This window comes from Streptomyces sp. NPDC059567 (genome assembly GCF_042735655.1).
Lineage (GTDB): Bacteria > Actinomycetota > Actinomycetes > Streptomycetales > Streptomycetaceae > Streptomyces.
In genome coordinates, this window is the sequence record NZ_JBHWBS010000105.1 from 1 (window position 1) to 26433 (window position 26433).

24 protein-coding genes are annotated in these 26433 nt (G+C 72.5%); 12 read left to right on the forward strand and 12 right to left on the reverse strand.

The window, feature by feature from the left end; translation table 11 throughout:
- Positions 1 to 67: 67 nt before the first annotated feature.
- The 6 genes from cseC to ACFVZW_RS31615 form a co-directional block, all read right to left on the reverse strand.
- Positions 68 to 1384: a two-component system sensor histidine kinase CseC gene (gene cseC, locus ACFVZW_RS31590; protein WP_384528566.1), complete on the reverse strand. Its 1317-nt coding sequence runs from the start codon at positions 1382 to 1384 to the stop codon at positions 68 to 70.
- 49 nt (positions 1385 to 1433) lie between these two features.
- The gene (cseB, locus tag ACFVZW_RS31595) at positions 1434 to 2138 is read right to left on the reverse strand and encodes a two-component system response regulator CseB (protein ID WP_329119196.1); all 705 of its coding nucleotides are present in this window, start codon (positions 2136 to 2138) and stop codon (positions 1434 to 1436) included.
- A 58-nt stretch (positions 2139 to 2196) separates the two neighbouring features.
- Positions 2197 to 2904 (reverse strand): hypothetical protein, encoded by a 708-nt coding sequence (locus ACFVZW_RS31600; protein ID WP_384528569.1) that lies wholly within the window; start codon positions 2902 to 2904, stop codon positions 2197 to 2199.
- On the reverse strand, positions 2892 to 3455 hold the full coding sequence (locus tag ACFVZW_RS31605) for a SigE family RNA polymerase sigma factor (protein ID WP_329119198.1): 564 nt from the start codon (positions 3453 to 3455) through the stop codon (positions 2892 to 2894). Before ACFVZW_RS31605 ends, ACFVZW_RS31600 begins: the two co-directional genes overlap by 13 nt.
- Positions 3456 to 3710: 255 nt before the next feature.
- Positions 3711 to 4637, reverse strand: coding sequence for an A/G-specific adenine glycosylase (locus ACFVZW_RS31610; RefSeq protein WP_384528572.1), 927 nt, complete (start codon positions 4635 to 4637; stop codon positions 3711 to 3713).
- A gap of 21 nt (positions 4638 to 4658) precedes the next feature.
- Positions 4659 to 5321 carry a phosphatase PAP2 family protein gene (locus ACFVZW_RS31615; protein ID WP_384528575.1) on the reverse strand — a complete coding sequence of 221 codons (663 nt, stop codon included), beginning with the start codon at positions 5319 to 5321 and terminating at the stop codon, positions 4659 to 4661.
- A gap of 182 nt (positions 5322 to 5503) precedes the next feature.
- Between ACFVZW_RS31615 and ACFVZW_RS31620 the strand changes: the two genes are divergently transcribed.
- Positions 5504 to 6313, forward strand: coding sequence for a hypothetical protein (locus ACFVZW_RS31620; RefSeq protein WP_384528578.1), 810 nt, complete (start codon positions 5504 to 5506; stop codon positions 6311 to 6313).
- A 72-nt stretch (positions 6314 to 6385) separates the two neighbouring features.
- Here the strand turns inward: ACFVZW_RS31620 and disA are convergent, their stop codons facing one another.
- Together disA and radA are read right to left on the reverse strand one after the other, a co-directional pair.
- Entirely contained in the window at positions 6386 to 7444 is a 1059-nt protein-coding gene (gene disA / locus ACFVZW_RS31625) for a DNA integrity scanning diadenylate cyclase DisA (protein WP_329125588.1), read from the reverse strand.
- A 470-nt stretch (positions 7445 to 7914) separates the two neighbouring features.
- Positions 7915 to 9318, reverse strand: coding sequence for a DNA repair protein RadA (gene radA, locus ACFVZW_RS31630; RefSeq protein ID WP_384528581.1), 1404 nt, complete (start codon positions 9316 to 9318; stop codon positions 7915 to 7917).
- 184 nt (positions 9319 to 9502) lie between these two features.
- On the opposite strand from radA, the gene ACFVZW_RS31635 reads away from it, so the two are divergent.
- On the forward strand, positions 9503 to 11227 hold the full coding sequence (locus tag ACFVZW_RS31635) for a hypothetical protein (RefSeq protein ID WP_384528583.1): 1725 nt from the start codon (positions 9503 to 9505) through the stop codon (positions 11225 to 11227).
- Between the two features lie 291 nt (positions 11228 to 11518).
- On the opposite strand, the gene ACFVZW_RS31640 is transcribed toward ACFVZW_RS31635, so the two are convergent.
- A complete protein-coding gene (locus ACFVZW_RS31640; RefSeq protein ID WP_384528586.1) occupies positions 11519 to 12367 on the reverse strand; it encodes a hypothetical protein in 849 nt (282 codons plus the stop codon).
- A 40-nt stretch (positions 12368 to 12407) separates the two neighbouring features.
- Here ACFVZW_RS31640 and ACFVZW_RS31645 point away from each other — a divergent pair, with 40 nt between their 5' ends.
- The 4 genes from ACFVZW_RS31645 to ilvD all read left to right on the forward strand — a co-directional run bounded on the left by ACFVZW_RS31645 (position 12408) and on the right by ilvD (position 17021).
- Entirely contained in the window at positions 12408 to 13340 is a 933-nt protein-coding gene (locus ACFVZW_RS31645; RefSeq protein WP_384528588.1) for a Ppx/GppA family phosphatase, read from the forward strand.
- 229 nt (positions 13341 to 13569) lie between these two features.
- Complete coding sequence (locus ACFVZW_RS31650; protein WP_384528591.1) at positions 13570 to 14406, forward strand: sugar phosphate isomerase/epimerase family protein; 837 nt, start codon at positions 13570 to 13572, stop codon at positions 14404 to 14406.
- Positions 14403 to 15014, forward strand: a complete 612-nt coding sequence (locus tag ACFVZW_RS31655; RefSeq protein ID WP_383561849.1) for a TetR family transcriptional regulator — start codon at positions 14403 to 14405, stop codon at positions 15012 to 15014. The genes ACFVZW_RS31650 and ACFVZW_RS31655 overlap by 4 nt, the downstream gene beginning before the upstream one ends.
- A gap of 153 nt (positions 15015 to 15167) precedes the next feature.
- Positions 15168 to 17021 carry a dihydroxy-acid dehydratase gene (ilvD, locus tag ACFVZW_RS31660; protein WP_384528594.1) on the forward strand — a complete coding sequence of 618 codons (1854 nt, stop codon included), beginning with the start codon at positions 15168 to 15170 and terminating at the stop codon, positions 17019 to 17021.
- A 243-nt stretch (positions 17022 to 17264) separates the two neighbouring features.
- Here ilvD and ACFVZW_RS31665 read toward each other — a convergent pair whose 3' ends face one another.
- On the reverse strand, positions 17265 to 19400 hold the full coding sequence (locus ACFVZW_RS31665) for a PQQ-binding-like beta-propeller repeat protein (RefSeq protein WP_384528597.1): 2136 nt from the start codon (positions 19398 to 19400) through the stop codon (positions 17265 to 17267).
- Positions 19401 to 19555: 155 nt separating this feature from the next.
- Between ACFVZW_RS31665 and ACFVZW_RS31670 the strand changes: the two genes are divergently transcribed.
- The 5 genes from ACFVZW_RS31670 to proC all read left to right on the forward strand — a co-directional run bounded on the left by ACFVZW_RS31670 (position 19556) and on the right by proC (position 23113).
- A complete protein-coding gene (locus tag ACFVZW_RS31670; protein ID WP_384528600.1) occupies positions 19556 to 19873 on the forward strand; it encodes an SH3 domain-containing protein in 318 nt (105 codons plus the stop codon).
- A gap of 52 nt (positions 19874 to 19925) precedes the next feature.
- Positions 19926 to 20462, forward strand: coding sequence for a hypothetical protein (locus tag ACFVZW_RS31675; protein WP_384528603.1), 537 nt, complete (start codon positions 19926 to 19928; stop codon positions 20460 to 20462).
- Between the two features lie 157 nt (positions 20463 to 20619).
- A complete protein-coding gene (locus ACFVZW_RS31680; RefSeq protein ID WP_384528606.1) occupies positions 20620 to 21450 on the forward strand; it encodes an ABC transporter ATP-binding protein in 831 nt (276 codons plus the stop codon).
- Entirely contained in the window at positions 21447 to 22184 is a 738-nt protein-coding gene (locus ACFVZW_RS31685) for an ABC transporter permease (protein WP_384528609.1), read from the forward strand. Before ACFVZW_RS31680 ends, ACFVZW_RS31685 begins: the two co-directional genes overlap by 4 nt.
- A gap of 119 nt (positions 22185 to 22303) precedes the next feature.
- The gene (proC, locus tag ACFVZW_RS31690; RefSeq protein WP_384528612.1) at positions 22304 to 23113 is read left to right on the forward strand and encodes a pyrroline-5-carboxylate reductase; all 810 of its coding nucleotides are present in this window, start codon (positions 22304 to 22306) and stop codon (positions 23111 to 23113) included.
- Positions 23114 to 23125: 12 nt separating this feature from the next.
- Here the strand turns inward: proC and ACFVZW_RS31695 are convergent, their stop codons facing one another.
- The gene (locus ACFVZW_RS31695) at positions 23126 to 23716 is read right to left on the reverse strand and encodes a cysteine hydrolase family protein (RefSeq protein WP_384528615.1); all 591 of its coding nucleotides are present in this window, start codon (positions 23714 to 23716) and stop codon (positions 23126 to 23128) included.
- 75 nt (positions 23717 to 23791) lie between these two features.
- On the opposite strand from ACFVZW_RS31695, the gene ACFVZW_RS31700 reads away from it, so the two are divergent.
- A complete protein-coding gene (locus ACFVZW_RS31700) occupies positions 23792 to 24796 on the forward strand; it encodes a GlxA family transcriptional regulator (protein WP_384528618.1) in 1005 nt (334 codons plus the stop codon).
- On the opposite strand, the gene trpS is transcribed toward ACFVZW_RS31700, so the two are convergent.
- On the reverse strand, positions 24760 to 25761 hold the full coding sequence (trpS, locus tag ACFVZW_RS31705; protein ID WP_384528621.1) for a tryptophan--tRNA ligase: 1002 nt from the start codon (positions 25759 to 25761) through the stop codon (positions 24760 to 24762). The two genes, ACFVZW_RS31700 and trpS, sit on opposite strands and share 37 nt — an antisense overlap.
- Positions 25762 to 26433 lie beyond the last annotated feature (672 nt).

The window sequence follows — 26433 nt, forward strand, 5'->3', positions numbered from 1 at the left end:
AGGCACACCAGGTGTGCCGGGGCCCTCTCCCGTACGGCGTCCTGCTCCGCGAGCGAACGTACGGCTCCTACTCCGCGAACTTGATCATCGGGAAGCTGCCGGTGTTCGTCGGGGCGTGGTCCGGGAGCCAGAGCACCGCGATCGCCCCGCCCGCCCCCTCCGGCATGCCCTCGGGCGCAGCGTTGCGGAACGTCAGCCGGGCCCCCAGGACCCGCGCCTGCCCCGCCGCGATCGTCAGCCCCAGCCCGTGGCCCTGGCCCGCGCGGTCGCTCGCGCCGGTACGGAAGCGGCTCGGGCCCTCGCGGAGCAGCGCCTCGGGGAAGCCGGGGCCGTGGTCCCGGACCCGTACGACCCGGCCCTCGACCGTCACCTCCACCTGCGGCTTGCCGTGCTTGGCCGCGTTCGCGAGGAGGTTGCCCAGGATCCGCTCCAGCCGGCGCGGGTCGGTGTTCACCCAGGACTCGTGGACGACGTGCACGACCGCGTCCGGGTCGAGCGCCCGCACCCGCCGCTCCACGAACTCGCCGAGCGCGATCTCCTGAAGCTCGGCCCGCTCCGACGCGCTGTCGAGCCGAGCCACCTCCAGCACGTCCTCGACCAGCGTCCTCATGGCCTGCGCCCGGTCCCGTACGAGCTCACTGGGGCGCCCCGGCGGCAGCAGCTCCGCCGCCGTGAGCAGACCGGTCACCGGGGTCCGCAGCTCGTGCGCGATGTCGGCGGTGACCCGGCGCTCCGCCTCGATCCGCTCCTGCAGGGCGTCGGTCAGGGCGTCCACGGCACGCGCCAGCTCGTCGGTCTCGTCGCGGACGACTCCGCCGATCGCCTTCCGGACCCGTACGTCCGTGTTGCCCTGCGCGACCTTGCCCGCCGCCGCGGCGGCCTTCCGCAGCCGGCGCGAGAGCTGGCCGCCGATGAGCACACCGAGCGCGCAGCCGCCGAACACCACCGACACCGAGCCGATGACCAGGGCCCGGTCGAGATCCTTCATGATCGCCGTGGAGCGGTCGGCGAACGGGATGTGCAGCGACAGCACGTCCCCGTTGGCCAGCGGCACCGCCGCCCAGACGTCCGGCGGACCGCCGTGGCGGTGCTCCTGGACGTACGTACCGCGCCGCTTGTCCCGCATGAGCTGATCCAGCTGCGGCGGCAGCATCGGGTCGTTGATCTTGGTGCCGAAGCGGGGCTCCTTCGGCTTGGAGCCCTCGTACATCCGCTGCGCGAAGAGGAGCCGCTCCATCTGCACCTCGCGCGCGTTGTCCAGCATCGAGACCCGCGCCGAGTTGTGGACGACGAGGCTGAGGGTGACCGCGATCAGCGCGCCCACGGCCGCGATGGCGACGGCGATCTTCCAGCGGACCCCCGTGCGGAGGGCGAGCGGCCTCACCTGCTGCCCCGCTTCACCGGCTGACCTGCTTCATCCCCGCTGACCCGCTTCATCCCTTGAGCTTGTAGCCGAAGCCGCGGACCGTCTCGATCCGGTCCTGGCCGATCTTGGTGCGCAGCCGCTGGACATGGACGTCCACCACCCGGGTGTCGCCGCCCCAGCCGTAGTCCCAGACCCGCTCCAGGAGCTTGTCCCGGGACAGGACCGTGCCCGGCGCGGACGAGAACTCGAGCAGCAGACGCATCTCCGTCGGGGTCAGCCCGACCGGCACACCGCCCTTGCGGACCTCCATGCCCTCGGTGTCGACCTCCAGGTCGCCGAAGACCAGCACCCCGCCCTCGGGCGCATCGGCACGCCCCGCGTCACCGCCCGCGGGGCCGCCGGCGTGCCCGAAACGGCGCAGTACGGCACGGATCCGGGCCACGAGCACGGCACCGTCGAAGGGCTTGGTCACGTAGTCGTCGGCCCCGGCCTCCAGACCCAGGACGACGTCGATGGAGTCGGCGCGCGCGGACAGCATGATCACGGGCACGGTCGACTCGTCACGGATCCGGCGGCACAGGCTGACGCCGTCCATGCCCGGCAGCATCACGTCGAGCAGCGCGATGTCGGGCCGGTCCGCCCGGAACGCCTCGAGCCCGGACAGCCCGTCGGGCATGGCGGTCACCGTGAAGCCGTCCCGCTCCAGTGCGAGCTGGGTGGCTTCACGGATGACGTCGTCGTCCTCGACGAACAGCACATGGGTCTCGGCCATCGTGCGCCTTCCTGCCTTCCGTTCCTTCTCGTTCCGCTCGGAGGCGGTGCAGTCTGGTTCAGTTGCCGCTCGGCTCGACGGTCGGGGGGCCGTCGATGCCTCCGTCGCCGACCGCGCGGCTGTAGTCGTTGTGCACCCAGTCGTGCTGGCTGAACTTGCTCCCCGCCCAGCGGTACGTGATCACGTCCTCGCCCGAGGGGTAGGCCACCGGGTCGCCCTTGGCGTACACCTGCTTCGTCACGACCAGATCGCCCCGGTCGATCGTCGCGTAGACGGCGGCGTCCTCCGCCATGAACACGTTCTTGTACTCGCCGCTCTCCTCGCGGTACACGTACGTGCCGATACCGACGGCATCGCCGCAGGTCATCACGTTGACGACGACATCGGGCGAGGCTCCGCCGGTCAGATTCCCGTAGGAGGTGTCCACCGGGTACGCGTCCGCGACGCACGGCTTCAGATCGCCCTTCAGCCGCTCGCCGATCTTCGGATCCGCCTTGATCAGCGCGATCGGGTCGACGCGCTTGGCGGGCATCTGCCCGGAGGATGCCGACGGCGACGGCGCCGGTACGGCCGATCCCGCCTCGTCGGCCCGGGCGGCGCCCTCGTCACGCGAACCCGTACCGCCGGTGGAGCACGCGGTCATGAACAGCCCGATGGCGACGAGCCCGGCCAGTGCCGTGGTACTCGTCGCCCGGATGATCCGGCGACGCCGTGGGCCGCAGGGCCCGTCGTCGTCGCCGTCGTGTCTGGCGCCTAGGCCGCGCACCGGTGCTGCCCCCGTTCGTCGGGTCGTACGGTCGACCGCTCCAGAGCGCGGGCGTCGTCGACGCCACGGCTCTCCAGTTCCTGACGCAGTCGGGCCAGTGCGCGGTGGAGCGTGGACTTCACCGTACCCGTCGACATACCGAGCGCGGCCGCGGTCTCCTCCGTGCTCATCTGCTCCCAGTGCCGCAGGACGACCACGCTGCGCTGCTTCGGCGCGAGGACCTTCAGGATGTCCATGAGCAGGGCGCGGTCGGCATGCTGCTCGGTGGCGTCGTCGACGGACGCGTCGGGCAGCTGCTCGGTGGGGACCTCGTCGAGCTTGCGGGCCCGCCACCACTCGGTGCGCGTGTTGATCATGACGCGGCGCAGATACGCGTCGGCGAGCGACTTGTCGGCGATGCCGTCCCAGCGGCCGTACGTCCGCACCAGCGCCGTCTGCAGGAGGTCCTGCGCGTCGACCGGGTCGGGGACGAGACGGCGGGCGCTGCGCAGCAGCGCGTCCTGCCGAGTGCGGACGTACTCCTCGAAGTCGAGCACCTCTCCGTGCGACATCTGAACCGCCTCCGATCCCCGTGACCAGCCTGTTTGGCTTACGTCGACGAAGTTACGGAGCAGTTGTCACGAGGCTGTCCGGGGCAGCCGTCGGAGGATGCACGGCTGCCCATCGGTTGTGTAACAGGGGCAGGGGATGGGTAGGAGGTCCAATTCGGCTCAGGACCGCGGGCCGGCCGGTCCGGACCGCGGCGGGCCGGGGCCGGGCTCCCAGGGCGCCGAGGGGTCGGGGTCGGGACTCCGGCAGGTGGTCGGTCAGGACTGCGGCAGGCGGTACAGACCGTCGTCGAGGGGTTCGACCAGGCCGTCGGCGACCAGGCCGTCCAGCGCCCGGGCCCGCTGCACCGGCTCGTCCCAGACCGCGTCCAGGGCGGACTGCGGGACGGCGCCCACCGTCTCCCGGAGCACGGCGAGCAGCCGGCCGCGGACCTGCCGGTCCGTACCCGCGTACGTCTGACCGCGTCGCGCAGGCCCCTCATGGGCCGGCTTCCCCGACATCCGCCAGACGCAGCTTCCGGCGATCGGGCAGCGCCCGCAGTCCTCGTTCTTCGCCGTGCAGACCAGCGCGCCCAGCTCCATCGAGGCGGCAGCCCAGCGGGCCGCCGTCGCCTCGTCCTCGGGCAGAAGCGCCCGCGCGAGCCGCCGCTCGGCGGCGGTCGTGGCGTTCGGCGGGTACTGCATGCCCGAGGCCGCCCGGGCGAACACCCGGCGGACATTGGTGTCGAGCACCGGATGCCGCTGCCCGTACGCGAACGAGGCCACCGCGGCCGCCGTGTACTCCCCGATACCGGGCAGCGCCAGCAGCGCGGCGTGCTCGCTCGGTACGTCGCCGCCGTGCCGCTCCGTTATGGCCACGGCCGCCGCATGCAGCCGCAGGGCGCGCCGCGGGTAGCCGAGCCTGCCCCAGGCACGCACGGCCTCACCGGGCGCGTCGGCCGCGAGGTCGGCAGGGCGCGGCCAGCGCGCGAGCCACTGCTCGTACACGGGCAGGACGCGTACGACCGGGGTCTGCTGGAGCATGAATTCGCTGACCATCACGCCCCACGCCCCCGCCTCGGGGCGGCGCCAGGGCAGGTCGCGGGCGTGCCGGTCGAACCAGGCGAGGACGGGCCCGTGCAGCTCGGCCGGGGCCGGGACGGGGGCGTCGTCGAACACGGGGGTGGAGGCATCGGTGGAAGTCATCGCACCCCGATCCTGGCACGTTCAGCGCGCGCCGTGGCGCACGCCCTCGGGGCGCGTGGAGGCGCGCGGGCGCGGCCCGCGCCCGGCGCACCACACCACCGCGCCGGTACGGCTCGACCGGGCCGTCTCCACCAGCGCCCGGACCGGCCGGGTCGCCGCCCTGACGGCCAGGAACGCGACCGCGCCGCCGAGCAGCAGCCCGACCGTCACGTCGTGCGGATAGTGGACGCCGACGAAGACCCGTGAGAACGCCATGAGCAGTGCCATCGGCACGGTCAGCCACACGAACCCGCGCCAGGCCAGCGCGAGCGCGACCGCCGCCGCGCCCGCGATGGCGGCGTGGTTGCTGGGGAAGGACCAGTCGCCGGTCGGCGGGCACGGGACGAGCGAGGCGGGGGCGCCCGCGACGGCCCGGCACGGACGCTCCTCGTCCACCAGTGACTTGAGCGACTCGCTCACCACATAGCCGAACGCGGTCGCGAGCGGGGCGAGCAGCGCGAGGGCCATCGCATCGCCCGCCCCGGACCTGGCCCGCCACCAGCCGGCCACGAACAGCATGCCGAAGAGCAACAGTCCGGCCTCGGTCCACACCTCGGCGAGCTGCTGGAACCAGTGCGGGGTGGAGTGGGCGAAGTCCGTGACGTCGAGATAGAGACCGTCGGAGAGGTCGGAGAGGTTGTCCATGATCAGGACGCTAACCGGCGGCCGACGCCCGGCACCCGTGCCGAAGGACCACGACGACCCCCGACGAAAGTGGGGGTGAGCGGGGGCATTCCGGCGTTCCGGATGTGATCATCGGCAAAACTTGATGCCTGGGGCGGCGGGTGGGGCGGGAGTTGGCGCCGATCTCTCGTAAGGTTCGTGCCGTGGGATCACTGCGCAATCCGGTCGGGCCGCTTCCCTCCTCCATCTACTGGCGACGGAGGGCGGTCGCGCTGTGCCTGCTCGCACTTCTCGCGCTGATCACCCTCTGGGCCGTCACCTCCGGCGGAGGCGGCGGGAAGAAGGCGAACGACTCGGCCAACGGCTCCTCCCCCGCGCCGTCGATCACCCCCGGACCCTCCGGTTCCGGTCCCGCGATCAGTGAACAGCCGGGCGGACGGGACGAGTCGGGCGACTCCGGAGAGAACTCCGGCGGCGACGGTGGAGACGGCGGCAGCGCCGGCACCGGAGGCGCCGACGCGGGCGCCGAGGCCGGCGGCAAGAACGGGGACACGGACGGAGCGGGCGGCGCGAGTACGGGCGCGGGGCAGCAGGTTCCGGCCAATTCTCCGCTGCCGAACTGCGCGCCCGGAGCGCTGCAGTTGACCCTCCGCAGCGCCAAGGTCTCGTACGCGCCCGGCGAGAAGCCCCGCTTCCACCTGGTCGCCAAGAACACCTCGCCAGTGGACTGCAAGGCCGATCTCGGCCCGAAGAACGCGGTCCTGACGATCAGTGACGACAAGGACGACGAGGTCTGGTCGTCCCAGGACTGCCCGCGTCCGGCCGGCGGTGTGCTGCTCCGGGTCCCGGCGCGCTCGACGGTCACGCACAACGTGGACTGGGACCGCGGCCGGAGCGCCCCGCAGTGCGCCACGGCCCCGGCGGGCCCGGTGGGACCGGGGACGTACCTGGTGGAGGCGGCGATGCCGGGAGTGAAGGTCCTTCCGGCGTCGTTCACGCTGGCCAAGGACTGACAGAGAAACGAGGAAGGGGCCGTACGGAGATCTCCGTACGGCCCCTTTCCACGTCTGTGCGTGCGGGTCGGGCTAGACGTACCGCTCCAGGATCGAGGACTCCGCGAGCCGGGACAGGCCCTCGCGGACACTGCGCGCCCGTGCCTCGCCGACGCCGTCGACGGTCTGGAGGTCGTCCACGCTGGCCGCGAGCAGCTTCTGGAGCCCGCCGAAGTGCTCCACGAGCCGCTCGATGATCGCGCCGGGCAGCCGCGGGACCTTGGCGAGGAGCCGGTAGCCGCGCGGGGAGACCGCGGAGTCGAGGGTCTCGGGCGAGCCGCTGTAGCCCAGGGCCCGCGCCACGATGGGCAGTTCGAGGAGCTCGGCGTGGGTGAGCGCGTCGAGCTCGGTGAGGGCCTCGGCGACCGTGCGGGAGCGCTTGGCCGTCGGCTCGGGCACGTAGTCGCGGATGACCAGCTCGCGCTCGGGCTCGACGCCCGCGATCAGCTCGTCGAGCTGGAGCGAGAGGAGCCGGCCGTCGGTGCCGAGCTCGACGACGTACTCGGCGATCTCGGTGGCGATCCTGCGGACCATCTCCAGCCGCTGCGCGACGGCGGTGACGTCGCGGACGGTCACCAGGTCCTCGATCTCCAGGGCGGAGAGGGTGCCGGCGACCTCGTCGAGGCGGAGCTTGTACCGCTCCAGGGTCGCGAGCGCCTGGTTGGCGCGCGAGAGGATCGCGGCCGACTCCTCCAGGACGCGGCGCTCACCGTTCACGTAGATCGCGATGAGCCGCATCGACTGGGAGACGGAGACGACCGGGAAGTTGCACTGCTTGGAGACCCGGTCCGCGGTGCGGTGGCGGGTGCCGGTCTCCTCGGTGTGGATGGAGGCGTCCGGGACGAGCTGGACACCGGCCCGGTGGATCTTGGAGATGTCCTTGTCGAGGACGAGCCCGCCGTCGAGCTTGCACAGCTCGCGCAGCCGGGTCGCGGTGAACTCCACGTCCAGCACGAAGCCGCCGGTGCACATCGAGTCCACCGTCTTGTCCATGCCGAGCACGATCAGACCACCGGTGTTGCCACGCAGAACACGCTCGAGGCCGTCGCGCAGTGCGGTGCCGGGAGCGACCGCGCTGAGGGCCGCGCGCATCAGCGCTTCGTTCCCGTCCTTGGCTGCCACTGCACTCCTCCGGCTCGTACGGATGGGCGAGACCAGGGCAAAGTCTAGCGACACCGCCCCGCGGCCCTCCGCCGCGCGCCGGATCACCCCCTCTTCCCACCCCGTCCGCGCCCTCGGAAACCGGCCACACGCCACCTGCCCGAGCCTGCCGCGGTCAACCGTCTAAGCCCCCGCGCGCCGACCTTCCGCGGCCGACGGAGCCCTGTGCTCGGGGGTACCGGGCGAGCCACGCCGTCCGGGGCCGCGCGCCGACCTTCCGTGTCGGCGGACCCTCGCGCTCGGGGGTTACCGGGCCGGGCCGAGAGCGCGAGCTCGTCAGGGCACCCGGCCCGTCCGTCCGTGCCCCCTGGGACGTCCGTCCGTGCCCCCTGGGACGTCCGTCCGCGCACCCGGGACCGTCCGTCCGCGCACCTGGGCCCGTCCGTCCGGGCCCCCCCGGGCTACGCGTCCGCGTCCTTGGGGGCCGCCGCTCGGCGGCTGCGGGGGAGGACGCGCAGGGCGTCGCCCATGTCCGCCACCTCCGTGACCTTCATGCCCGCCGGCACCTTCCCCGGGTCCGTGGGGACCAGGGCGTGGGTGAAGCCGAGACGGTGCGCCTCGGCCAGGCGCCGCTGAACGCCCGTGACCCGGCGGACCTCGCCCGCGAGCCCGACCTCGCCGATCGCGACCAGGTTCTTCGGCAGCGGGGTGTCGCTGGCGGCGGAGGCGAGCGCGAGCGCGATCGCCAGGTCGGCGGCCGGCTCGGAGAGCTTCACACCGCCCACCGTCGCCGAGTAGATGTCCCGCTTGCCGAGCGCGGTGATCCGGCCGCGCTGCTCCAGGACGGCCAGCATCATCGAGACCCGGGACGTCTCCAGACCGGACGTGGTCCGGCGCGGTGACGGGATCTGGGAGTCGACTGTCAGCGCCTGGACCTCGGCCACGAGCGGCCGGCGGCCCTCCAGGGTGACGGTCAGGCAGGTGCCCGGCACGGCGACGTCGCGGCGGGTCAGGAACAGCCCGGAGGGGTCGGCAAGGCCCGTGATCCCCTCGTCGTGCAGCTCGAAGCAGCCGACCTCGTCCGTCGCCCCGTACCGGTTCTTCACCCCGCGGACCAGCCGCAGGCGCGCGTGCCGGTCGCCCTCGAAGCTCAGGACGACGTCGACCAGGTGCTCGAGGAGGCGGGGGCCGGCGATCGCGCCGTCCTTGGTGACGTGGCCGACCAGGAGCGTGGACATGCCCCGCTCCTTGGAGGCCCGGATCAGCGCGCCGGCGACCTCGCGCACCTGCGCCATGCCGCCGGGCGCGCCGTCGATCTCGGGGGAGGCGACGGTCTGCACCGAGTCCATGATCAGCAGCGAGGGCTTGACCGCGTCGAGGTGGCCGAGGACGGCGGACAGGTCGGTCTCGGCCGCCAGATACAGATGGTCGCTCAGTGCGTTGATCCGGTCGGCCCGCAGTCGGACCTGGCTCGCGGACTCCTCGCCCGTGACGTACAGCGTGCGGTGCTCGTCGCTCGCGGCCTTCGCGGCGACGTCCAGCAGCAGCGTGGACTTGCCGACGCCCGGCTCACCGGCGAGCAGCACGACCGCTCCGGGCACCAGGCCCCCGCCGAGCACGCGGTCCAGTTCGTCGACGCCGGTCGAGCGGGCCGTGGCCTGCCGGCCGTCGACCTGGCCGATGGGCAGCGCGGCGGTGGAGACCCGGCCTGCGGCGGTCGTGCGGACGGCGGGCGCGCCGTACTCCTCGACCGTCCCCCAGGCCTGACACTCGGGGCAACGGCCGAGCCATTTGGCGGTCGTCCAGCCGCATTCGGTGCAGCGGTAGGACGGCCTGTCCTTGGCGGATCTCGTACGGGCAGCCATGAACCGAACCGTAGCGGGCCGCACTGACAACGGCTGCCGAGCCGGAACTCCGCCGACCCGGCGACGGGACCCCGGCGTCGGAATGTCGCCTTCCTGTCCCCTTTTGAGGGATACCTTCACCCGTACGGATTAAAAGTGTTCAACCGGTACGAAGACCCCGCCCACTCCTGCCTACGGTCGCCCAGTGACGAGCAGCAGGCTGGAATCCTCCACACACACCACCGGCGCACACCGGGCGCACCGGCGAGCGCCCGAAAGCCCGCGCACCATCGGCCAGCACCCGCCCGCACGCTACGAGGCCCATCTGGACGGGCTGTTCACCTACTGCCTCTCCGTGCTCTGCGACCACGACGTCGCGACCGCCGTCCTCGGCGACGTCCTCGCCGTCGCCGAACGCCACCACGGCCGCTGTCCGTCCGACGCGGACGGGCGCAAGGCATGGCTCTACGCGCTGGCCCGCTGGGCATGTCTGCGCAGCCTCGGGGAGCAGCGCCGCAAGCGACAGGGCGCGCACACCGGCCGCCCCGTCGTCGCCGCGCCCGAGCCGCCTCCGGTCTCCGAGGAGGTCGCCGACCGCCGGCGCGCGGAACTGGCCCTGCTCGCCTGGCCCGAGGCGGCCGGCACCACCCCCGAGCAGCGCGAGGCCCTGGAGCTCGCCGTCCGGCACGGCCTCGGCCACCGCGAAGTCGCCGCCGTGCTCTCCCTCGACCCGCTCGCCGCCCGGGAGCTGCTCTCGTCCGCCGCCTGCGAGGTCGAGCGGACCCGGGCCGCGCTCGCGGTCGTCGAGACCGGCAACTGCCCCACCGTCGCCCGGCTCACCGGCGACCACCAAGTGCTGCTCTCCGCGGCCCTGCGTGCCGAACTCGTCCGCCATGTCGACGACTGTCCGCGCTGCCGTCGGGCCGCCGAGCGGGCGGGTGCGGGCGGACCCTGGCCCGGCGCGGCCGCGGTCTCCCCGGCCAGGCTCCCGCTGGTCGAGGCGCCGAAGGCGGCGGCGTACGTGGCGATGCTGCACGTCCCACGCGCGCGTGCCGGTGCCCCGCGCTTCGGCCCGACCGGCTTCCCGATGGACCCCAAGGACCACGCGGCCCGCCGTGACCGGATGCGGGCCCGCGCGGTGACGACGACCGTCGTGGCGGCGGTGGTCGCGGCGCCCGTGCTCGCCCTGTGGGCCTCGTACCGAGGCGGCCCCCTCATGGGGGAGGGCGACCGTGCGGGCGCCCCGGTCACCGCGCGCGAGGCGGACGAACCGACGAGCCTCGACGGCACCCCGTACGACCGCTACGAGAACGCGGGGAACGCGGAGACCACCCCGGACTCCCGCTTCACCCAGGGCAGCCGCTCCCCGGACGTCTCGGTCGAGGTGATCAGCCCCGGCGGGCCGGTCGGACCCACGCTGCCCGGGCAGCCGGGTCCCGGCCGGATCACGGTCGCGGCGCACGGCGACGGGGACACGACGCTGCTCACCCTCACGGCGTCCGGCGGCGCGCCCGTCGACTGGTCGCTGTGGACGGACGCGCCCTGGCTGTACGTGAGCCAGGCGTCCGGCACCCTGCGCCCCGGCGAGTCGGTGACGGTCCGGATCGCCGTCGACCAGGCACGCGAGCCGGCCGGCGCGTGGTCCGCGCGGGTCGGGGTCAACCCCTCGGGCGCGGTGGTACGGATCGACGGCCGCGGGGCGGGCACGTCGCCTCCGCCGACGACGGAGGAGCCCCCTCCGACGACGGATCCGACGACCCCTCCGCCGACCACGGATCCGACGACGCCTCCGCCGACGACCGAGGAACCGCCCCCGACGACGGATCCGACGACCCCTCCACCGACGACGGACCCCACCCCCACGAGCGACCCCTCGCCGTCCACGGACCCGGGAACACCGAGCGGCTCGGACTCCCCGCCGGCGTCGTAGCCCGCGGGGGCCGAATCGGCGCCCACCGGGTCAGCGCTCGACGCGACGCCCGGGAGGGCGCCCGCGCCGACGCCCGGCTCGCCTCCCGCGTGGCGCCCGGGTCGATGACCGGGTTGCCTTCCGCGTGGCGCCCGGGTCGGTGACCGGCCGGGCACGCCCGGGTCGCTTTCCGCGTGGCGCCCGGGTCGACTTCCACGGCGGGTTCGGTCGGCGTCCGGCCCGGCGCTCGGTCCGCCACCCGGGCTCACCTTCCGCGTCGTGCGACCCGCCGCCGGTCGCCTCCCGCGGCGGTTACCGCTTCGCCGGGTCCGCCGGGTGCGGTGCCACCAGCGGCAGCTGGGCGGCCAGCCGGGCCTCGCACAGCTCCACCAGCACGTCGTACGCCGCCTTGCCCATCAGCTCCGTCAGCTCGGGCCGGTACGTCACGTACACCGGCTCCCCGGCCCCGTGCGCCGAGGTCGCCGAGGTGCACCACCAGTGCAGGTCGTGGCCGCCGGGGCCCCAGCCGCGCCGGTCGTACTCGCCGATCGACACCTGGAGGATCTTCGTGTCGTCGGGCCGCTCGATCCAGTCGTACGTGCGCCGCACCGGCAGCTGCCAGCAGACGTCCGGCTTGGTCTCCAGCGGCTCCTTGCCCTCCTTGAGGGCCAGGATGTGCAGCGAGCAGCCGGCGCCGCCCGCGAACCCGGGGCGGTTCTGGAAGATGCAGGACCCCTCCCAGCGGCGGGTCTGCCGGTCGCCGTCCTCGTCGACCTGCGTCCAGCCCGTCTCCGTGCCGACGTCGTGGAACTGCCACAGCTCGGGCGTGAGCCGGTCCACGTGCGAGGCGACCCGCTTCTCGTCGTCCTCGTCGGAGAAGTGGGCGCCCAGCGTGCAGCAGCCGTCGTCGGCGCGGCCCGCCTGGATGCCCTGGCAGCCGCTGCCGAAGATGCACGTCCAGCGCGAGGTGAGCCAGGTCAGGTCGCAGCGGAAGACCTGCTCGTCGTCGGCGGGGTCGGGAAACTCGACCCACGCGCGCGGAAAGTCGAGGCCCTTCTCGTCCGGTTCGCCACGGCCGGCAGCGCCGCTCGGCTTCTTGGAGGTCTTCTGAGCCTTGGCAGCGCTGTCTTTGCCCGGCTTCGCCTTTTTCGTCTTTGGCACACGACAAGCGTATGCGGGTGGGAGCAGTAGCGTTCCGTCCATGAGACTCGGAGTCCTCGACGTCGGTTCGAACACAGTGCACCTGCTGGTGGTGGACGCCCACCCCGGCGCCCGCCCGCTGCCCGCCCACTCCCACAAGGCGGAGCTGCGGCTGGCGGAGCTCCTCGACGAGGGAGGTGCCATCGCGCCCGACGGCGTCGAGCGGCTCATCGCGACCGTCCAGGGCGCCATCCAGGCCGCCGAGGACAAGGGCTGCGAGGAAGTGCTGCCGTTCGCGACCTCGGCGGTGCGCGAGGCGACGAACGCCGACGCCGTCCTGGAGCGGGTGAAGCGGGAGACCGGCATCGACCTCCAGGTCCTCACCGGTGAGGAGGAGGCCCGGCTCACGTTCCTGGCGGCCCGCCGTTGGTTCGGCTGGTCCGCGGGCAAGCTGCTCCTCCTCGACATCGGCGGCGGCTCGCTGGAGATCGCGTACGGCATCGACGAGGAGCCGGACGCCGCGGTGTCGCTGCCGCTGGGCGCGGGACGGCTGACGTCCGGCTGGCTGCCGGGCGACCCGCCCGACGCGGCGGACGTACGGGCGCTGCGCCGCCACGCGCGCGCCCAGATCGCCCGTACGGTCGGGGAGTTCAGCCGCTTCGGCAAGCCCGACCATGTCGTGGCCACGTCCAAGACCTTCAAGCAGCTCGCCCGCATCGCCGGATCGCCCGGCTCCGAGCGGGGGCTCTACCTGCGGCGCGTCCTGACCCGCGCGTCCCTGGAGGAGTGGGTCCCCAAGCTCGCGGCCATGACGGCGGACCAGCGCGCCGACCTCCCGGGCGTCTCGGAGGGCCGCGCACCCCAGCTGCTCGCGGGGGCGCTGGTGGCCGAGGGGGCGATGGACCTCTTCGGCGTGAACGAACTGGAGATCTGCCCCTGGGCGCTCCGCGAGGGCGTGATCCTGCGCCGCCTGGACCACCTGCCGGAGGAGTAGCGAGCTGCCCCGCCCTTCCGCCCCGACGCACGCGCGCGTGCGTCGGGGCTTTGGCCCCACGCGCGCGTGCCGGACAACCGGCCCCCCACACATGCGGGGGTGCGCCCAGCCACCCCGGCCACCCCCGCGCCGAGCCCATCACCCGCGCCCCCGCCTCCACGCGCCCCGCGCACCCCACGTGACCGGAGCCACCTCCCCGGGGCCTGCCCCGCCCCGTACGCTGTCCCTCGTGGCAGAACCAGTGGTGCGCATCCCGGATGCGAAGGTCGCCCTGTCGACGGCCTCGGTCTATCCGGAGTCGACGGCGACGGCCTTCGAGATCGCCGCGCGCCTCGGCTACGACGGCGTCGAGGTCATGGTGTGGACCGATCCGGTCAGCCAGGACATCGAGGCCCTGCGCCGCCTCTCGGACTACCACCAGGTCCCGATCCTCGCCGTCCACGCGCCCTGTCTGCTCATCACCCAGCGCGTCTGGTCCACGGACCCCTGGACCAAGCTCCAGCGCGCCCAGGCGGCCGCCGAGAAGCTCGGCGCCTCCACCGTCGTCGTGCACCCGCCGTTCCGCTGGCAGCGTCAGTACGCCCGTGACTTCGTCACCGGCATCTGGCGGATGGCCGACGAGACGGACGTCCGGTTCGCCGTCGAGAACATGTATCCCTGGCGGTACAAGGACCGCGAGATGCTCGCGTACGCCCCCGAGTGGGACGTCACCAAGGACGACTACCGCCACTTCACGGTCGACCTCTCGCACACCGCCACCGCCCGCACGGACGCCCTCGCCATGATCGACCGCATGGGCGACCGCCTCGGCCACGTCCACCTCGCCGACGGCAAGGGCTCCGCCAAGGACGAGCACCTGGTGCCGGGGCGTGGCACCCAGCCCTGCGCCGAAGTCCTCGAACGCCTCGCGCACACCGGCTTCGACGGCCATGTCGTCATCGAGGTCAACACCCGGCGGGCGATGTCCGCCGCCGAACGCGAGGCCGACCTCGCCGAGGCCCTCGCCTTCACCCGGCTGCACCTGGCGTCGGCGGCCCGGCCGTCGTCCCGGGCCCCCCGCTCATGACCGGTTCGGCCCCCCGCCGGCGCGGCCGCCCGTCGCGTACCGAGGAGGAGAGCGGACCGGGCGCGCGCGAACGCATCCTGGAGGCGGCCCGCACGCAGTTCGCCGAACGCGGCTACGACAAGACCTCCGTACGCGGCATCGCCAAGGCGGCCGATGTCGACCCGGCGCTCGTGCACCACTACTTCGGTACGAAGGACGAGGTCTTCGCCGCCGCCATCGAGGTCTCCTTCGAGCCCACGACCGTCGTCCCGGCGATCATCGAGGGGCCGCGCGACGCCATCGGCGAGCGGCTGGCGCGCTTCTTCATCGGCATCTGGGAGAACCCCGTCTCCCGCGCCCCGCTGCTCGCGATCATCCGCTCCGCGCTGACCCACGAAGCGGCGGCGAAGGTGCTGCGCGGCTTCGTGCTGCGCCGGCTCCTGGAGCGGATCGCGGCCGACCTCGACGTGCCGGACCCGAAGTTCCGCGCGGAGCTGGCGGCCTCCCACATGATCGGGATCGCGATCCTGCGGTACGTCATCCAGGTCGAGCCGCTCGCCACCGCCGACCCGGAGAAGATCGTGGAGATGGTGGCCCCGACCCTCCAGCGCTACCTCACCGAATCCTGAGCCGAGCCCTCACCCGTGTCCTCTCGCGTCCTGACAGCGCACCCCTGACCGAAAGCTGAACATGCCGTCCGGCATACGGACGCGCTGTCCAGATCTTGGTCCGTCGGCGTACGCTCGACAGCAAGCACACCCATTACTGAGGAGCGAGCGACGATGCCCGAGCTGAGGTCCCGCACAGTCACCCACGGCCGCAACATGGCGGGCGCACGCGCCCTTATGCGCGCCTCCGGTGTACCGGGCGCGGACATCGGCCGTAAGCCGATCATCGCCGTCGCCAACTCCTTCACGGAGTTCGTCCCCGGCCACACCCACCTGCAGCCGGTCGGCCGGATCGTCTCCGAGGCCATCACGGCGGCCGGGGCCATCCCGCGCGAGTTCAACACGATCGCCGTCGACGACGGCATCGCGATGGGCCACGGCGGAATGCTGTACTCCCTGCCCTCCCGCGACCTGATCGCGGACAGCGTGGAGTACATGGTCGAGGCGCACTGCGCCGACGCCCTGATCTGCATCTCCAACTGCGACAAGATCACCCCCGGCATGCTGAACGCCGCGCTGCGGCTCAACATCCCGACGGTCTTCGTCTCCGGCGGCCCGATGGAGTCGGGCAAGGCCACGCTGGTCGACGGCACGGTCCGTACGCTCGACCTGGTCGACGCGATCTCCGACGCCGTCAACGACAAGATCTCGGACGAGGACATCCTCCGTATCGAGGAGAACGCCTGTCCGACCTGCGGCTCCTGTTCGGGCATGTTCACCGCCAACTCGATGAACTGCCTGACCGAGGCCATCGGCCTCTCGCTGCCCGGCAACGGCTCGGTCCTCGCCACCCACACGGCCCGCAAGGCGCTCTACGAGAACGCGGCCCGCACGGTCGTCGACATCACCCGTCGCTACTACGACGAGGACGACGACTCCGTCCTGCCGCGCTCGATCGCGACCCGGGCGGCCTTCGAGAACGCCATGGCCCTCGACATCGCCATGGGCGGCTCGACCAACACGATCCTGCACCTGCTCGCCGCCGCCCAGGAGGCCGAGCTGGACTACGGCCTGACCGACATGGACGCCGTCTCGCGCCGTGTGCCGTGCCTGGCCAAGGTCGCGCCGAACGTGGCGCCCGGCGGCACGTACTACATGGAGGACGTGCACCGCGCCGGCGGCATCCCCGCCATCCTCGGCGAGCTGTACCGCGCCGGTCTGCTCAACGAGGACGTGCACACCGTCCACTCCCGCTCCATCAAGGAGTGGCTGGAGACCTGGGACGTGCGCGGTGGCTCCCCGTCGGAGGAGGCCGTCGAGCTGTGGCACGCGGCGCCCGGCTGCGTCCGCTCCGCCACCGCCTTCTCGCAGTCCGAGCGCTGGGAGTCCCTGGACACGGACGCGGCCGGCGGCTGCATCCGCGACGCGGCCCACGCGTACTCGAAGGACGGCGGACTCGCGGTCCTGCGCGGCAACCTGGCCGTGGACGGCTGTGTCGTGAAGACGGCCGGCGTCGACGAGTCGATCTGGACCTTCGAGGGTCCGGCGGTCGTCTGCGAGTCGCAGGACGAGGCCGTCGAGAAGATCCTCAACAAGCAGGTCAAGGACGGCGACGTGGTCGTCATCCGCTACGAGGGCCCGCGCGGCGGCCCGGGCATGCAGGAGATGCTCTACCCGACCTCCTTCCTCAAGGGCCGGGGCCTGGGCAAGACCTGCGCGCTGGTGACGGACGGCCGTTTCTCGGGAGGTACGTCGGGTCTGTCGATCGGCCATGCCTCGCCTGAGGCGGCGTCGGGCGGCACGATCGCGCTGGTCGAGGACGGCGACCGGATCCGTATCGACATCCCGAGCCGCTCGATCGAGCTGCTGGTCGACGAGACGACGCTGGCGGCCCGCCGCGAGGCGCTGGGCGGCGTCTACGCCCCGAAGAACCGGCAGCGCAAGGTGTCGGCGGCGCTGCGGGCGTACGCGGCGATGGCGACGAGCGCGGACAAGGGCGCGGTGCGGGACGTGTCGAAGCTGGCCTGAGCCGGGTTCGGCTCCGAGACGACCTCCGGGACATCGCCGTAGGACACACGTCGCTCTGAGACGGCACTCCGAGACACCGGGACGCGGGGAGTGGGCGGAAACGCTCACTCCCCGCGTTCGCGCTGCATCGTCACCATGTGCGCCCCCGCGGCCGGGAAGGGCGTGCGCCGGGGCGGGATGATCGAGGCGGGCGTGGGGAGTACGCGTACGCGAGCCCGTGGGATCACTGCGGCTGACCCGATGTCACCACCCGGCCGGATCCCGCCCGTCCACGGCGAACACGGACCCGTCGGGCGCGCTCCCGAACACCTTCTCCCCGGCGACGACGGGCGCGGGCACGGTGGTCGCGTACCCGAGCCTGCCGTCCCCGAGCCGCGGCTTCGTCTGCCCGATGAGCGCACCACGCGCGGTGTCGACGGCGATGAGCCGCCCGTCGGAGGCGGAGAGATAGAGCCGCCCGCCGGGAGCGAGCACGGGGGCGGAGACGTTGCCGGCGGCCGTTTCCAGCTCCCAGAGCACCCGCCCGGACGGGCCGGCGGCCGTGTCGAGGGCGATGAGCCGGCCGGCGGAGTCGAGGACGTAGGCGGTGGTGCCACGGACGGCGATCGCCGCCTCGTACGCGCGATAGGGGAGCGGGATACGACGGACGGACTGGTCGGCGGGGTCGTAGCGGACCAGCGCGTCGGTCTCCGTTCCCCGACGGTGCGAGGCCAGGATCAGCGAGCCGTCCTCGGCCGTGGCGACCGGGGAGAGGTCGCCGTCCAGACGCCGCTGCCACACCACTTCGCCGCTCGCGGGGCGCACGGCGGCCACACGGGTGCGGGTCGCGTCGCCCGACGGCTCGAAGACGGACACCAGGTCGGTTCCGGCCTCGTAAGGGCCCAGCTGGGGTGTCGTGAACCCGGGGAGACCATGGCGCCAGAGCTGTCGTCCCGTGGAGCTGTCGACGGCCCGGAGTCCGCCGATCCCGGTGGACAGGACGACGGCCGCGCCGGCGGGCCTGGCCTGCTCGGCGACGGCAGGACCGGTATGCCAGCCGGGTGCGCCGCCGGCGGTCGCGTATGTGCGGAGGGGACCGTTCGGCGACGGAACGGCGACGAGGCCGTCCGGCAGCACGGACGGGGTGGACGGGTCCCGGCCGGCGGCCGGGTGCGACCAGAGGACCCGCCCGGTCTCCGGGTCGAGCCCGGCGGCGGCGGTGCCCCCGCCCGCGCAGTACAGGGCGCCCGCGCCATGGGTGCAGGTGGGCGCGGTGGGATCGCTGCCCTTGTGCAGGACGGTGTGCCAGCCGTCGAAGGCCGCGGCCGCCTCTGCCGCGTTCGGCCGGGGGCCGGGCTCTTCGCCGCCGTCGCCGCGCAACGCCACGACCGCCCCGCCGGCCGCGAGGACGGCGAGCGCGGCGGCTGCCACGACCGAAGGCCGAAGCCGTCGACGGGCACGCGGCGCCGGCGCCCGCACGGGCGTGTCCGCGTCCCAGGACCCGGACGGCCCGGGCCCGGGCGCGGGCAGGGTGGGCGGCCGCCGCTGGGCGGGTATGAACGCCGCCGCCTCGTACGAGGGAGGCAGCAGCGCCGCCATGATCTCGGCCGGGGTCGGGCGCTCCGCCGGCTCCTTGGCGAGGCAGCGGGCGACGAGCGGGGAGAGCTCGTCCGGAACCCCCGTCAGATCCGGATCGTCGTGGACGACCTGGTAAGCGACGATGTACGGGCTGTCGGAGTCGAACGGTCCGTGCCCCGTCGCCGCGTGCACGAGCACGGAGCCGAGCGCGAAGACGTCCGCCGCCGGGCCGACCTCGCGGGGCCGCTGGAACTGCTCGGGTGCCATGAAGGGCGGCGATCCGATCAGCTTCCCCGTCTCCGTGTGCAGATCGCTGTCCACCGGCCGGGAGATGCCGAAGTCGATGACCTTCGGTCCGGTGTCGGTGAGCAGGACGTTGCTGGGCTTGAGGTCGCGGTGGACGACGCCGGCCCGGTGGATGTCGCGCAGCGCCTCGGCGAGTCCGGCGGTCAGCCGGCGCAGCTCGGCGGGGGACAGGGGGCCGTTCCGCTTCACCTGGTCCGCGAGGGTGGGGCCGGGCACGTAGAGGGTCGCCATCCAGGGGCGTACGGCGTCGGGGTCGGCGTCCACGACGGGCGCGGTGAAGGCGCCGCTGACCCGGCGCGCGGCGGCCACCTCCTGGCGGAAACGGGCCCTGAACTCAGGGTCCTCCGCGTACTGTCCGTGCACCACCTTGACCGCGAGCCGTAGCCCGGAGGCGGAGGTGGCCAGATGGACGACACCCATGCCACCCGAGCCGAGACAGGCCTGGAGACGGTAGCCGCCCGCGTACTCAGGTTCTTCCGCATCCCGGTGGGCACCGGTACTGCGCAACGGCGGCATAGCCAACCCCCGTGTGGTTCCCCGTTGAGGCCGCGCGCGTGCGCGACGCACGGAGCCTAGTCCATGGCGCCCTTGATGTCGGTGGGGCTTGCTAGCCTGCGCGTCGCAGAGAGTGAATTACAGCGGAGCGCTTTGCGCCAACGGGGGAGGACGCCATGGGCGTTGACGAAACGAAGGAAGCAGCGGCGGCGGCCGCGGAGCTGGACGGGGTGTCCACGATGAGCGCGACCCGCTACCCGGTCGCGCCGGGGACCCGTGTCAACGTCCGCTCGGGCCCGGGCACGCAGTACTCGATCGTACGGATCCTGCCCGTGGGCTCCTGGGTGGGGATCCGCTGCCAGACGCCCGGCCAGAGCATCACCGGCCCGTACGGCACGACGAACATCTGGGACAACATCGCGTCGGGCGAGTTCATCTCCGACGCGTACGTGAAGACCGGCAGCGACGGCTATATCGCACCCCGCTGCGGCTGACGCTCACCCCGGCGCCGCCCCTTCCGTCGCCACCCCGGGGATAATCGACCTCGTGAGCGACGAAGACCAGACCGCCAAGCCCAGCACCACGGCCAAGGGCGCGGCCGGCGGCACCCCCGCCGGCCCGCAGCCCGAGGAGATCCGCTTCTTCGGGACGACATGGGTCGACCACAGCGGCAACTACGGGCTGCGCCGCGCCGGGCTCGCCGTCGGTGCGCTCGCCGCCGCCGCGGCGGGCTGTTTCGTGCTGCGCTTCGCCTACGAGGGTCTCGCGATCGCCGAGGTCGGCGGCATCCTGAACCTGCTCGTGGTCGTCATGTTCGCGATCTGCAGCGCCATCGCCTTCCGCAAGACCTGGGAGGGCTTCGTCCGCCGCCCCGCCGACCCGGCCCGCGAGGCCTCGCTGCGCAGCCTGAAGATGATCGGCTTCATCGGCTCGCTCCTCGCCTACTTCTTCCGCTGCTTCGTCGAGGCCCCGGGCGAGCAGCTGCACCGCACGGAGTACGAGACGGCCCGCACCCAGTACGAGAAGCGGCGCGGCGCCCGCGCGGGCAACCCGGCGGCCCGCAAGAAGCGCAAGGGCAAGTAGCCCGCCCCCGCACCCGCCCGCCGTATCCGCACACCCGATACGACAGACGCCCCCAGGACGCCCGGCTCTCGCCGGGCGTCCTGCGCGTTTCCGGCGAACCCGTTTCCAGGCGCCCCGGTGCTTGACGCCCCCTACCCCCGCGCGCAATATTCATCGCATGATGAATTACTCCGGGAAGGTCACGCAGCCGGCCATCGTCGCGCACGGCCTCACCGCCGTACGAGGCGACCGCACCGTCCTGCGCGGCCTCGACTTCACCGTCCCGGCCGGCCGGATCACCGGCCTCCTCGGCCCCTCCGGCTGCGGCAAATCCACCCTGATGCGCGCGATCGTCGGCACCCAGGCCCACGTCACCGGCACCCTCCAGGTACTCGGCCGCCCGGCCGGCGACGCCGCCCTGCGCTCCCGCATCGGCTACGTCACCCAGGCACCGTCCGTCTACGACGACCTCACCGTCCGCCAGAACCTCGACTACTTCGCCGCAGTCCTCCTCCCCGGCCGCGCCCACCGCGAAGACCGCCGCGCCGCCGTCGCCCGGGCCATCGACGACGTCGACCTCGCCTCGCACGCCGACTCCCTCGCCGGCCGGCTCTCCGGCGGCCAGCGCAGCCGCGTCTCCCTCGCCGTCGCCCTCCTCGGCACCCCCGAGGTCCTCGTCCTCGACGAACCCACCGTCGGCCTCGACCCCGTCCTCCGCCGCGACCTGTGGAACCTCTTCCACCGCATCGCCGACGAACGCGGTGCCGCCATCCTCGTCTCCTCCCACGTCATGGACGAGGCCGAGCGCTGCCACCGGCTGCTCCTCATGCGCGAAGGCGAGATCCTCGCCGAGGACACCCCCGACGCCCTGCGCCGCCGCAACGACACCGCCACCGTCGAAGAGGCCTTCCTCCACCTCGTCGACGCCGCCGACGCCCGCGCGGCCACACGCCTCGACGAGCCCCGGCCGACCCAGGAGACCCGAACGATCGAAGAGCCCCAGCGATGAGCACCGCCCGCACCCTCGCCACCGCCGCACGCGTCCTACGGCAACTACGCCACGACCCGCGCTCGATCGCCCTGATGATCCTCGTCCCGTGCGTGATGCTCTTCCTGCTCCGGTACGTCTTCGACGGCAGCCCCCGGACCTTCGACAACATCGGAGCGTCACTGCTCGGCATCTTCCCGCTGATCACGATGTTCCTCGTGACCTCGATCGCCACCCTGCGCGAACGCACCTCCGGCACCCTGGAACGCCTGCTCGCCATGCCCCTGGGCAAAGGCGACCTCATCGCCGGCTACGCCCTCGCCTTCGGACTCCTCGCCATCGTCCAGTCCGCCCTCGCCACCGGTCTCGCCCTCGGAGTCCTCGGCCTCGACGTCGTCGGCTCCCCCTGGCTCCTCCTCCTCGTCGCTCTCCTCGACGCCCTCCTCGGCACCGCACTCGGCCTCTTCGTCTCGGCCTTCGCCGCCTCCGAGTTCCAGGCCGTCCAGTTCATGCCGGCCGTGATCTTCCCCCAGCTGCTCCTCTGCGGCCTCTTCATCGCGCGCGACCGGATGCAGCCCGTCCTCGAAGGGATCTCCAACGCGCTGCCCATGTCGTACGCCGTCGACGGCATGAACGAGGTCCTCCGCCACCCCGACATCACCAGCGCCTTCGTCCTCGACGCCCTCGTCGTCGCCGGCTGCGCCCTCCTCGTCCTCACCCTCGGCGCCGCGACCCTCCGCCGCCGCACCGCCTGACCGCCCCTCGGACGCCCGCACCGCGCGAACCCGCGCGGTGCGAGGATGTTCCTGCACGTGGACGAAGTGTCCACACAGATGGACCGGCGCATGCCCCTTCCGGCGAGGTGAACAGAGCCATGACCCAGACCGTCGCAGTCCTCGGCACCGGCAAGATCGGTGAAGCGCTCCTCAGCGGCATGATCCGAGCCGGCTGGCGCCCCGCCAACCTCCTGGTCACCGCCCGCCGCACCGAGCGCGCCGAAGAACTGCGCGCCCGCTACGGCGTCGAGCCCGTCACCAACGCCGAGGCCGCCAAGCGCGCCGACACCCTCATCCTCGCCGTGAAGCCCCAGGACATGGGCCGCCTCCTCGACGAACTCGCCCCCCACGTCAGCGCCGACCGCCTCATCATCAGCGCCGCCGCCGGCATCCCCACCTCCTTCATCGAGGACCGGCTCACCGCCGGCACCCCCGTCGTCCGCGTCATGCCCAACACCCCCGTCCTCGTCGACGAGGGCATGTCCGTCATCTCCGGCGGCAGCCACGCCACCGCCGAGCACCTCGTCCACGCCGAGGAGATCTTCGGCGGCGTCGGCAAGACGCTGCGCGTCCCCGAGTCCCAGCAGGACGCCGCCACCGCCCTCTCCGGCTCCGGCCCGGCCTACTTCTACTTCCTCGTCGAGGCCATGACCGACGCCGGCATCCTCCTCGGCCTGCCCCGCGCCCAGGCCCACGACCTGATCGTCCAGGCCGCCATCGGCGCCGCCGTGATGCTCCGCGACAGCGGCGAACACCCGGTCAAGCTCCGCGAGGCGGTCACCTCCCCGGCCGGCACCACCATCAGCGCCATCCGGGAACTGGAGAACCACGGCGTACGGGCCGCCCTCATCGCCGCCCTCGAAGCCGCCCGCGACCGCAGCCGCGAGCTCGCCTCCGGCAACGGCTGACCGGCCCCCGGCCTACGCGGCCGCCGCACCCGTCAGCACGTCCTCCGTCGACACGACCCGGGCGAACCGCCCGCCATGCAGCGACACCGCCGTCGCCCGGGTCAGCTCCTCCGCCGTGGCCGCCCACCCGAACGGCCCCTCCAGGTCGAACGTGTGCATCGCGTCCAGCGGAAACACCACGTCGTACCCGAGATTCCCGCCCATCCGCGCCGTCGTCTCGTTGCACATGTTCGTCTGGATCCCGACGATCACGATCTGCGCGATGGCCTCCCCCTTCAGCCACAGGTCCAGCGACGGCTCCCCGTAGAACGCCGAGTTCACGCTCTTCGTCACCAGCAGCTCCCGCCCGCTGCCCTTCCCCCTCCGCTCCTCGACGAAGTCCTTGAAGTCGTTGCCCACATGCCCCACCCGCAGCGGCGACCGCGACTCGGCCGGCGAATCGTGCCGTACGAACACGACCGGCCGCCCCGTCTCCTGCCACAGATCGATCAGTGCCGCGATGTTCTCCTCGGCGGCCGGATTGTTCCGCTTCCCCCAGAACTCCTCCTCGAAGCCCTTCTGTACGTCGACGACAACCAGCGCTGCGTTCTCCGCGATCTCCATGCCCACGATGCTGCCGCCTGCGCACCCCTCGTCCCAGAGGAGAGAAAGCCAGCGATCGATGGTTTACTGCCACCCATGCCGACGGCCCCCGCGGAACCCCAGCGCATCGCCCTGATCTCCTTCCCCGGCATCCGCGCCTTCGACATCTCGGTCATCACCGAGGTCTGGGGCAGCGGCCGCCGCATCCATGGCGTCCCTACCTTCGAACTCCGCCGCGTCGCCGCCGACCCGGCCACCCCCATCCCGCTCCGCGGCGGCCTCACCCTCACCCCCGACCGCCCCCTCGACTGGCTCGACCGGGCGGACCTCGTCCTCGTCCCCGGCATCGAGGACCCCGACGCGGACACACCCACCCCCGTACTCGAAGCCCTCCGCCGGGCCCACGCCGCCGGCACCCCCGTCGCCTCCCTCTGCGCGGGCGCCTTCGTCCTGGCCAAGGCCGGGCTTCTCGACGGCCGCCGCGCGGTCACCCACTGGCACCTCGCCCAGACCCTCGCCACCCGGCACCCTCAGATCACCGTCGAGCCCGACGCCCTCTTCGTCGAGGACTCCGGCATCTGGACCTCGGCCGGCACCGCGGCCGGCATCGACCTCTGTCTCCACCTCGTCCGCACCGCCCACGGAGCCGAGGCCGCCGCCACGATCGCCCGCTCGATGGTCACCGCCCCCTTCCGCACCGGCACCCAGGCCCAATTCATCGAGCACCCCACACCCCGCGCCGACCGCGACGCCGACGCCCTGGCCGCCGTCCGCTCCTACGCCCTCGCCCACCTCGACGCACCCCACACCGTCGCGAGCCTGGCCGCCCGCGCGGATATGTCGCCCCGCACCTTCGCCCGCCACTTCCAGGCCACCACCGGAACCACCCCTCTCCACTGGCTCATCACCCAGCGCATCGCCGCCGCCCAGAAACTCCTCGAACTCACCGACCACCCCCTCCCCGAGGTCGCCCGCCGCGCGGGCTTCGGCAGCGAGGTCACGATGCGCCAGCACTTCGCCTCGCACCTCGCCACCAGCCCACGCGACTACCGCCACGCCTTCCGTCACCCGACGGCCGGCATCAACCCGATCGCCCGATAGGCCCGGTCCACCAACGGCCGCGCCATCCCCCGGGCCCGCTCGGCCCCGTCCCGCAGCACCCGGTCCACATGCCCCGGATCGGCCGCCAGCTCCGCATGCCGCTCCCGGACCGGCCGCAGCATCTCGACCACCGCGTCCGCCGTGTCCCGCTTCAAAGATCCGTACGACTCATATACACCGGCCAGGGCTTCCGGGTTCCCACCCGTCGAGGCGGCCAGCAGATCGAGCAGATTCGCCACCCCGGGACTGGCCTCCCAGTCGTAGACGACATCCCGACCGCTGTCCGTCACCGCCCGCATGATTTTCCGCCGCACCACGTCCGCGTCGTCGAGCAGATAGACGATGCCGCTCCCGTTCTCGTGCGACTTCCCCATCTTCGACAGCGGGTCCTGCAGATCCATGACCCGCGCCGCCACCTCCGGATGCGTCGCCCTCGGCACGGTGAACACATGCCCGTACCGCTGGTTGAACCGCACCGCCAGATCCCGGGTCAGCTCCACGTGCTGCGTCTGGTCCTCACCGACCGGCACCTCATCGGTCCCGTAGGCGAGGATGTCGGCCGCCATCAGCACCGGATACGTCAGCAGCGACAGCCGCACACCCTCGCCGCCGGCCCGCGCCCGCGCGCCCTTCTCCTTGTACTGGATCATCCGTCGCAGCTCCCCGTCGGTGGCGGTGCACTCCAGCAGATACGAGAGCCGGGCGTGTTCGTCCACATGGCTCTGCACGAACACCGTGCACAACGTCGGGTCCAGGCCGGCGGCCAGCAGCAGCGTGGCCGCCTGCCGACTGAGCCGCAGGACGCGCGCCGGATCGTGCTCGACGGTCAGGGCGTGCAGATCCACGATGCCGAACAGGGCGTCGGACCGGTGCTGGTCGATGTCGACCCACCGCCGTACGGCCCCGAGGTAGTTGCCCAGCGTCAGATGCCCCGTGGGCTTGACCCCGCTGAAGATCCGCTTCATCGCGTTCGTTCTCCCTCTCTCCTGTGCGCCGACCCGTCGGCCGCACTCCCGGAGGGGATACGCGAACGGCCGCCGAGGCGGCGGCCGCTGATGCATGCGTGAGCGCGGGCCGCCGTCAGGCGGCCCACCACTGCGTCGTGCGCGCATGCGTAGTCATACGGAGAGACTACGCCCGGGGACCGGGTTGACATGGGATTGCGCCGTCCGTAGTGTTCTCCGAGTTGTCCGACGTGAGCACCGACCCCGGTCGGCCCCGGACAGCCATTCCGCAAGACCCACTACAAGCTGACGACGCTTCGTCGCGTCGTCGTGCTTTCCGTGCGTTTTTGCGAAATGAGGAATCCGCGTTCGAAGGTTTGAGCGCGAGCCGCCCGATTAGCGTCGGAGGCAGGGAATCCGCTAAAGTCTCACTCGTCGGAACGGCCCAACAGCCGCAAAGACAACCCACTCTGACTGGGAATCAGGCCCGAAAGGATCTGATAGAGTCGGAAACGCCGGAAGGCCGAAACGGGAAACCGAAGAGGCCGGAAAGCACCGAGGAAATCGGATCGGAAAGATCTGATAGAGTCGGAAACGCAAGACCGAAGGAAAAAGCCCGGAGGAAAGCCCGAGAGGGTGAGTACAAAGGAAGCGTCCGTTCCTTGAGAACTCAACAGCGTGCCAAAAATCAAC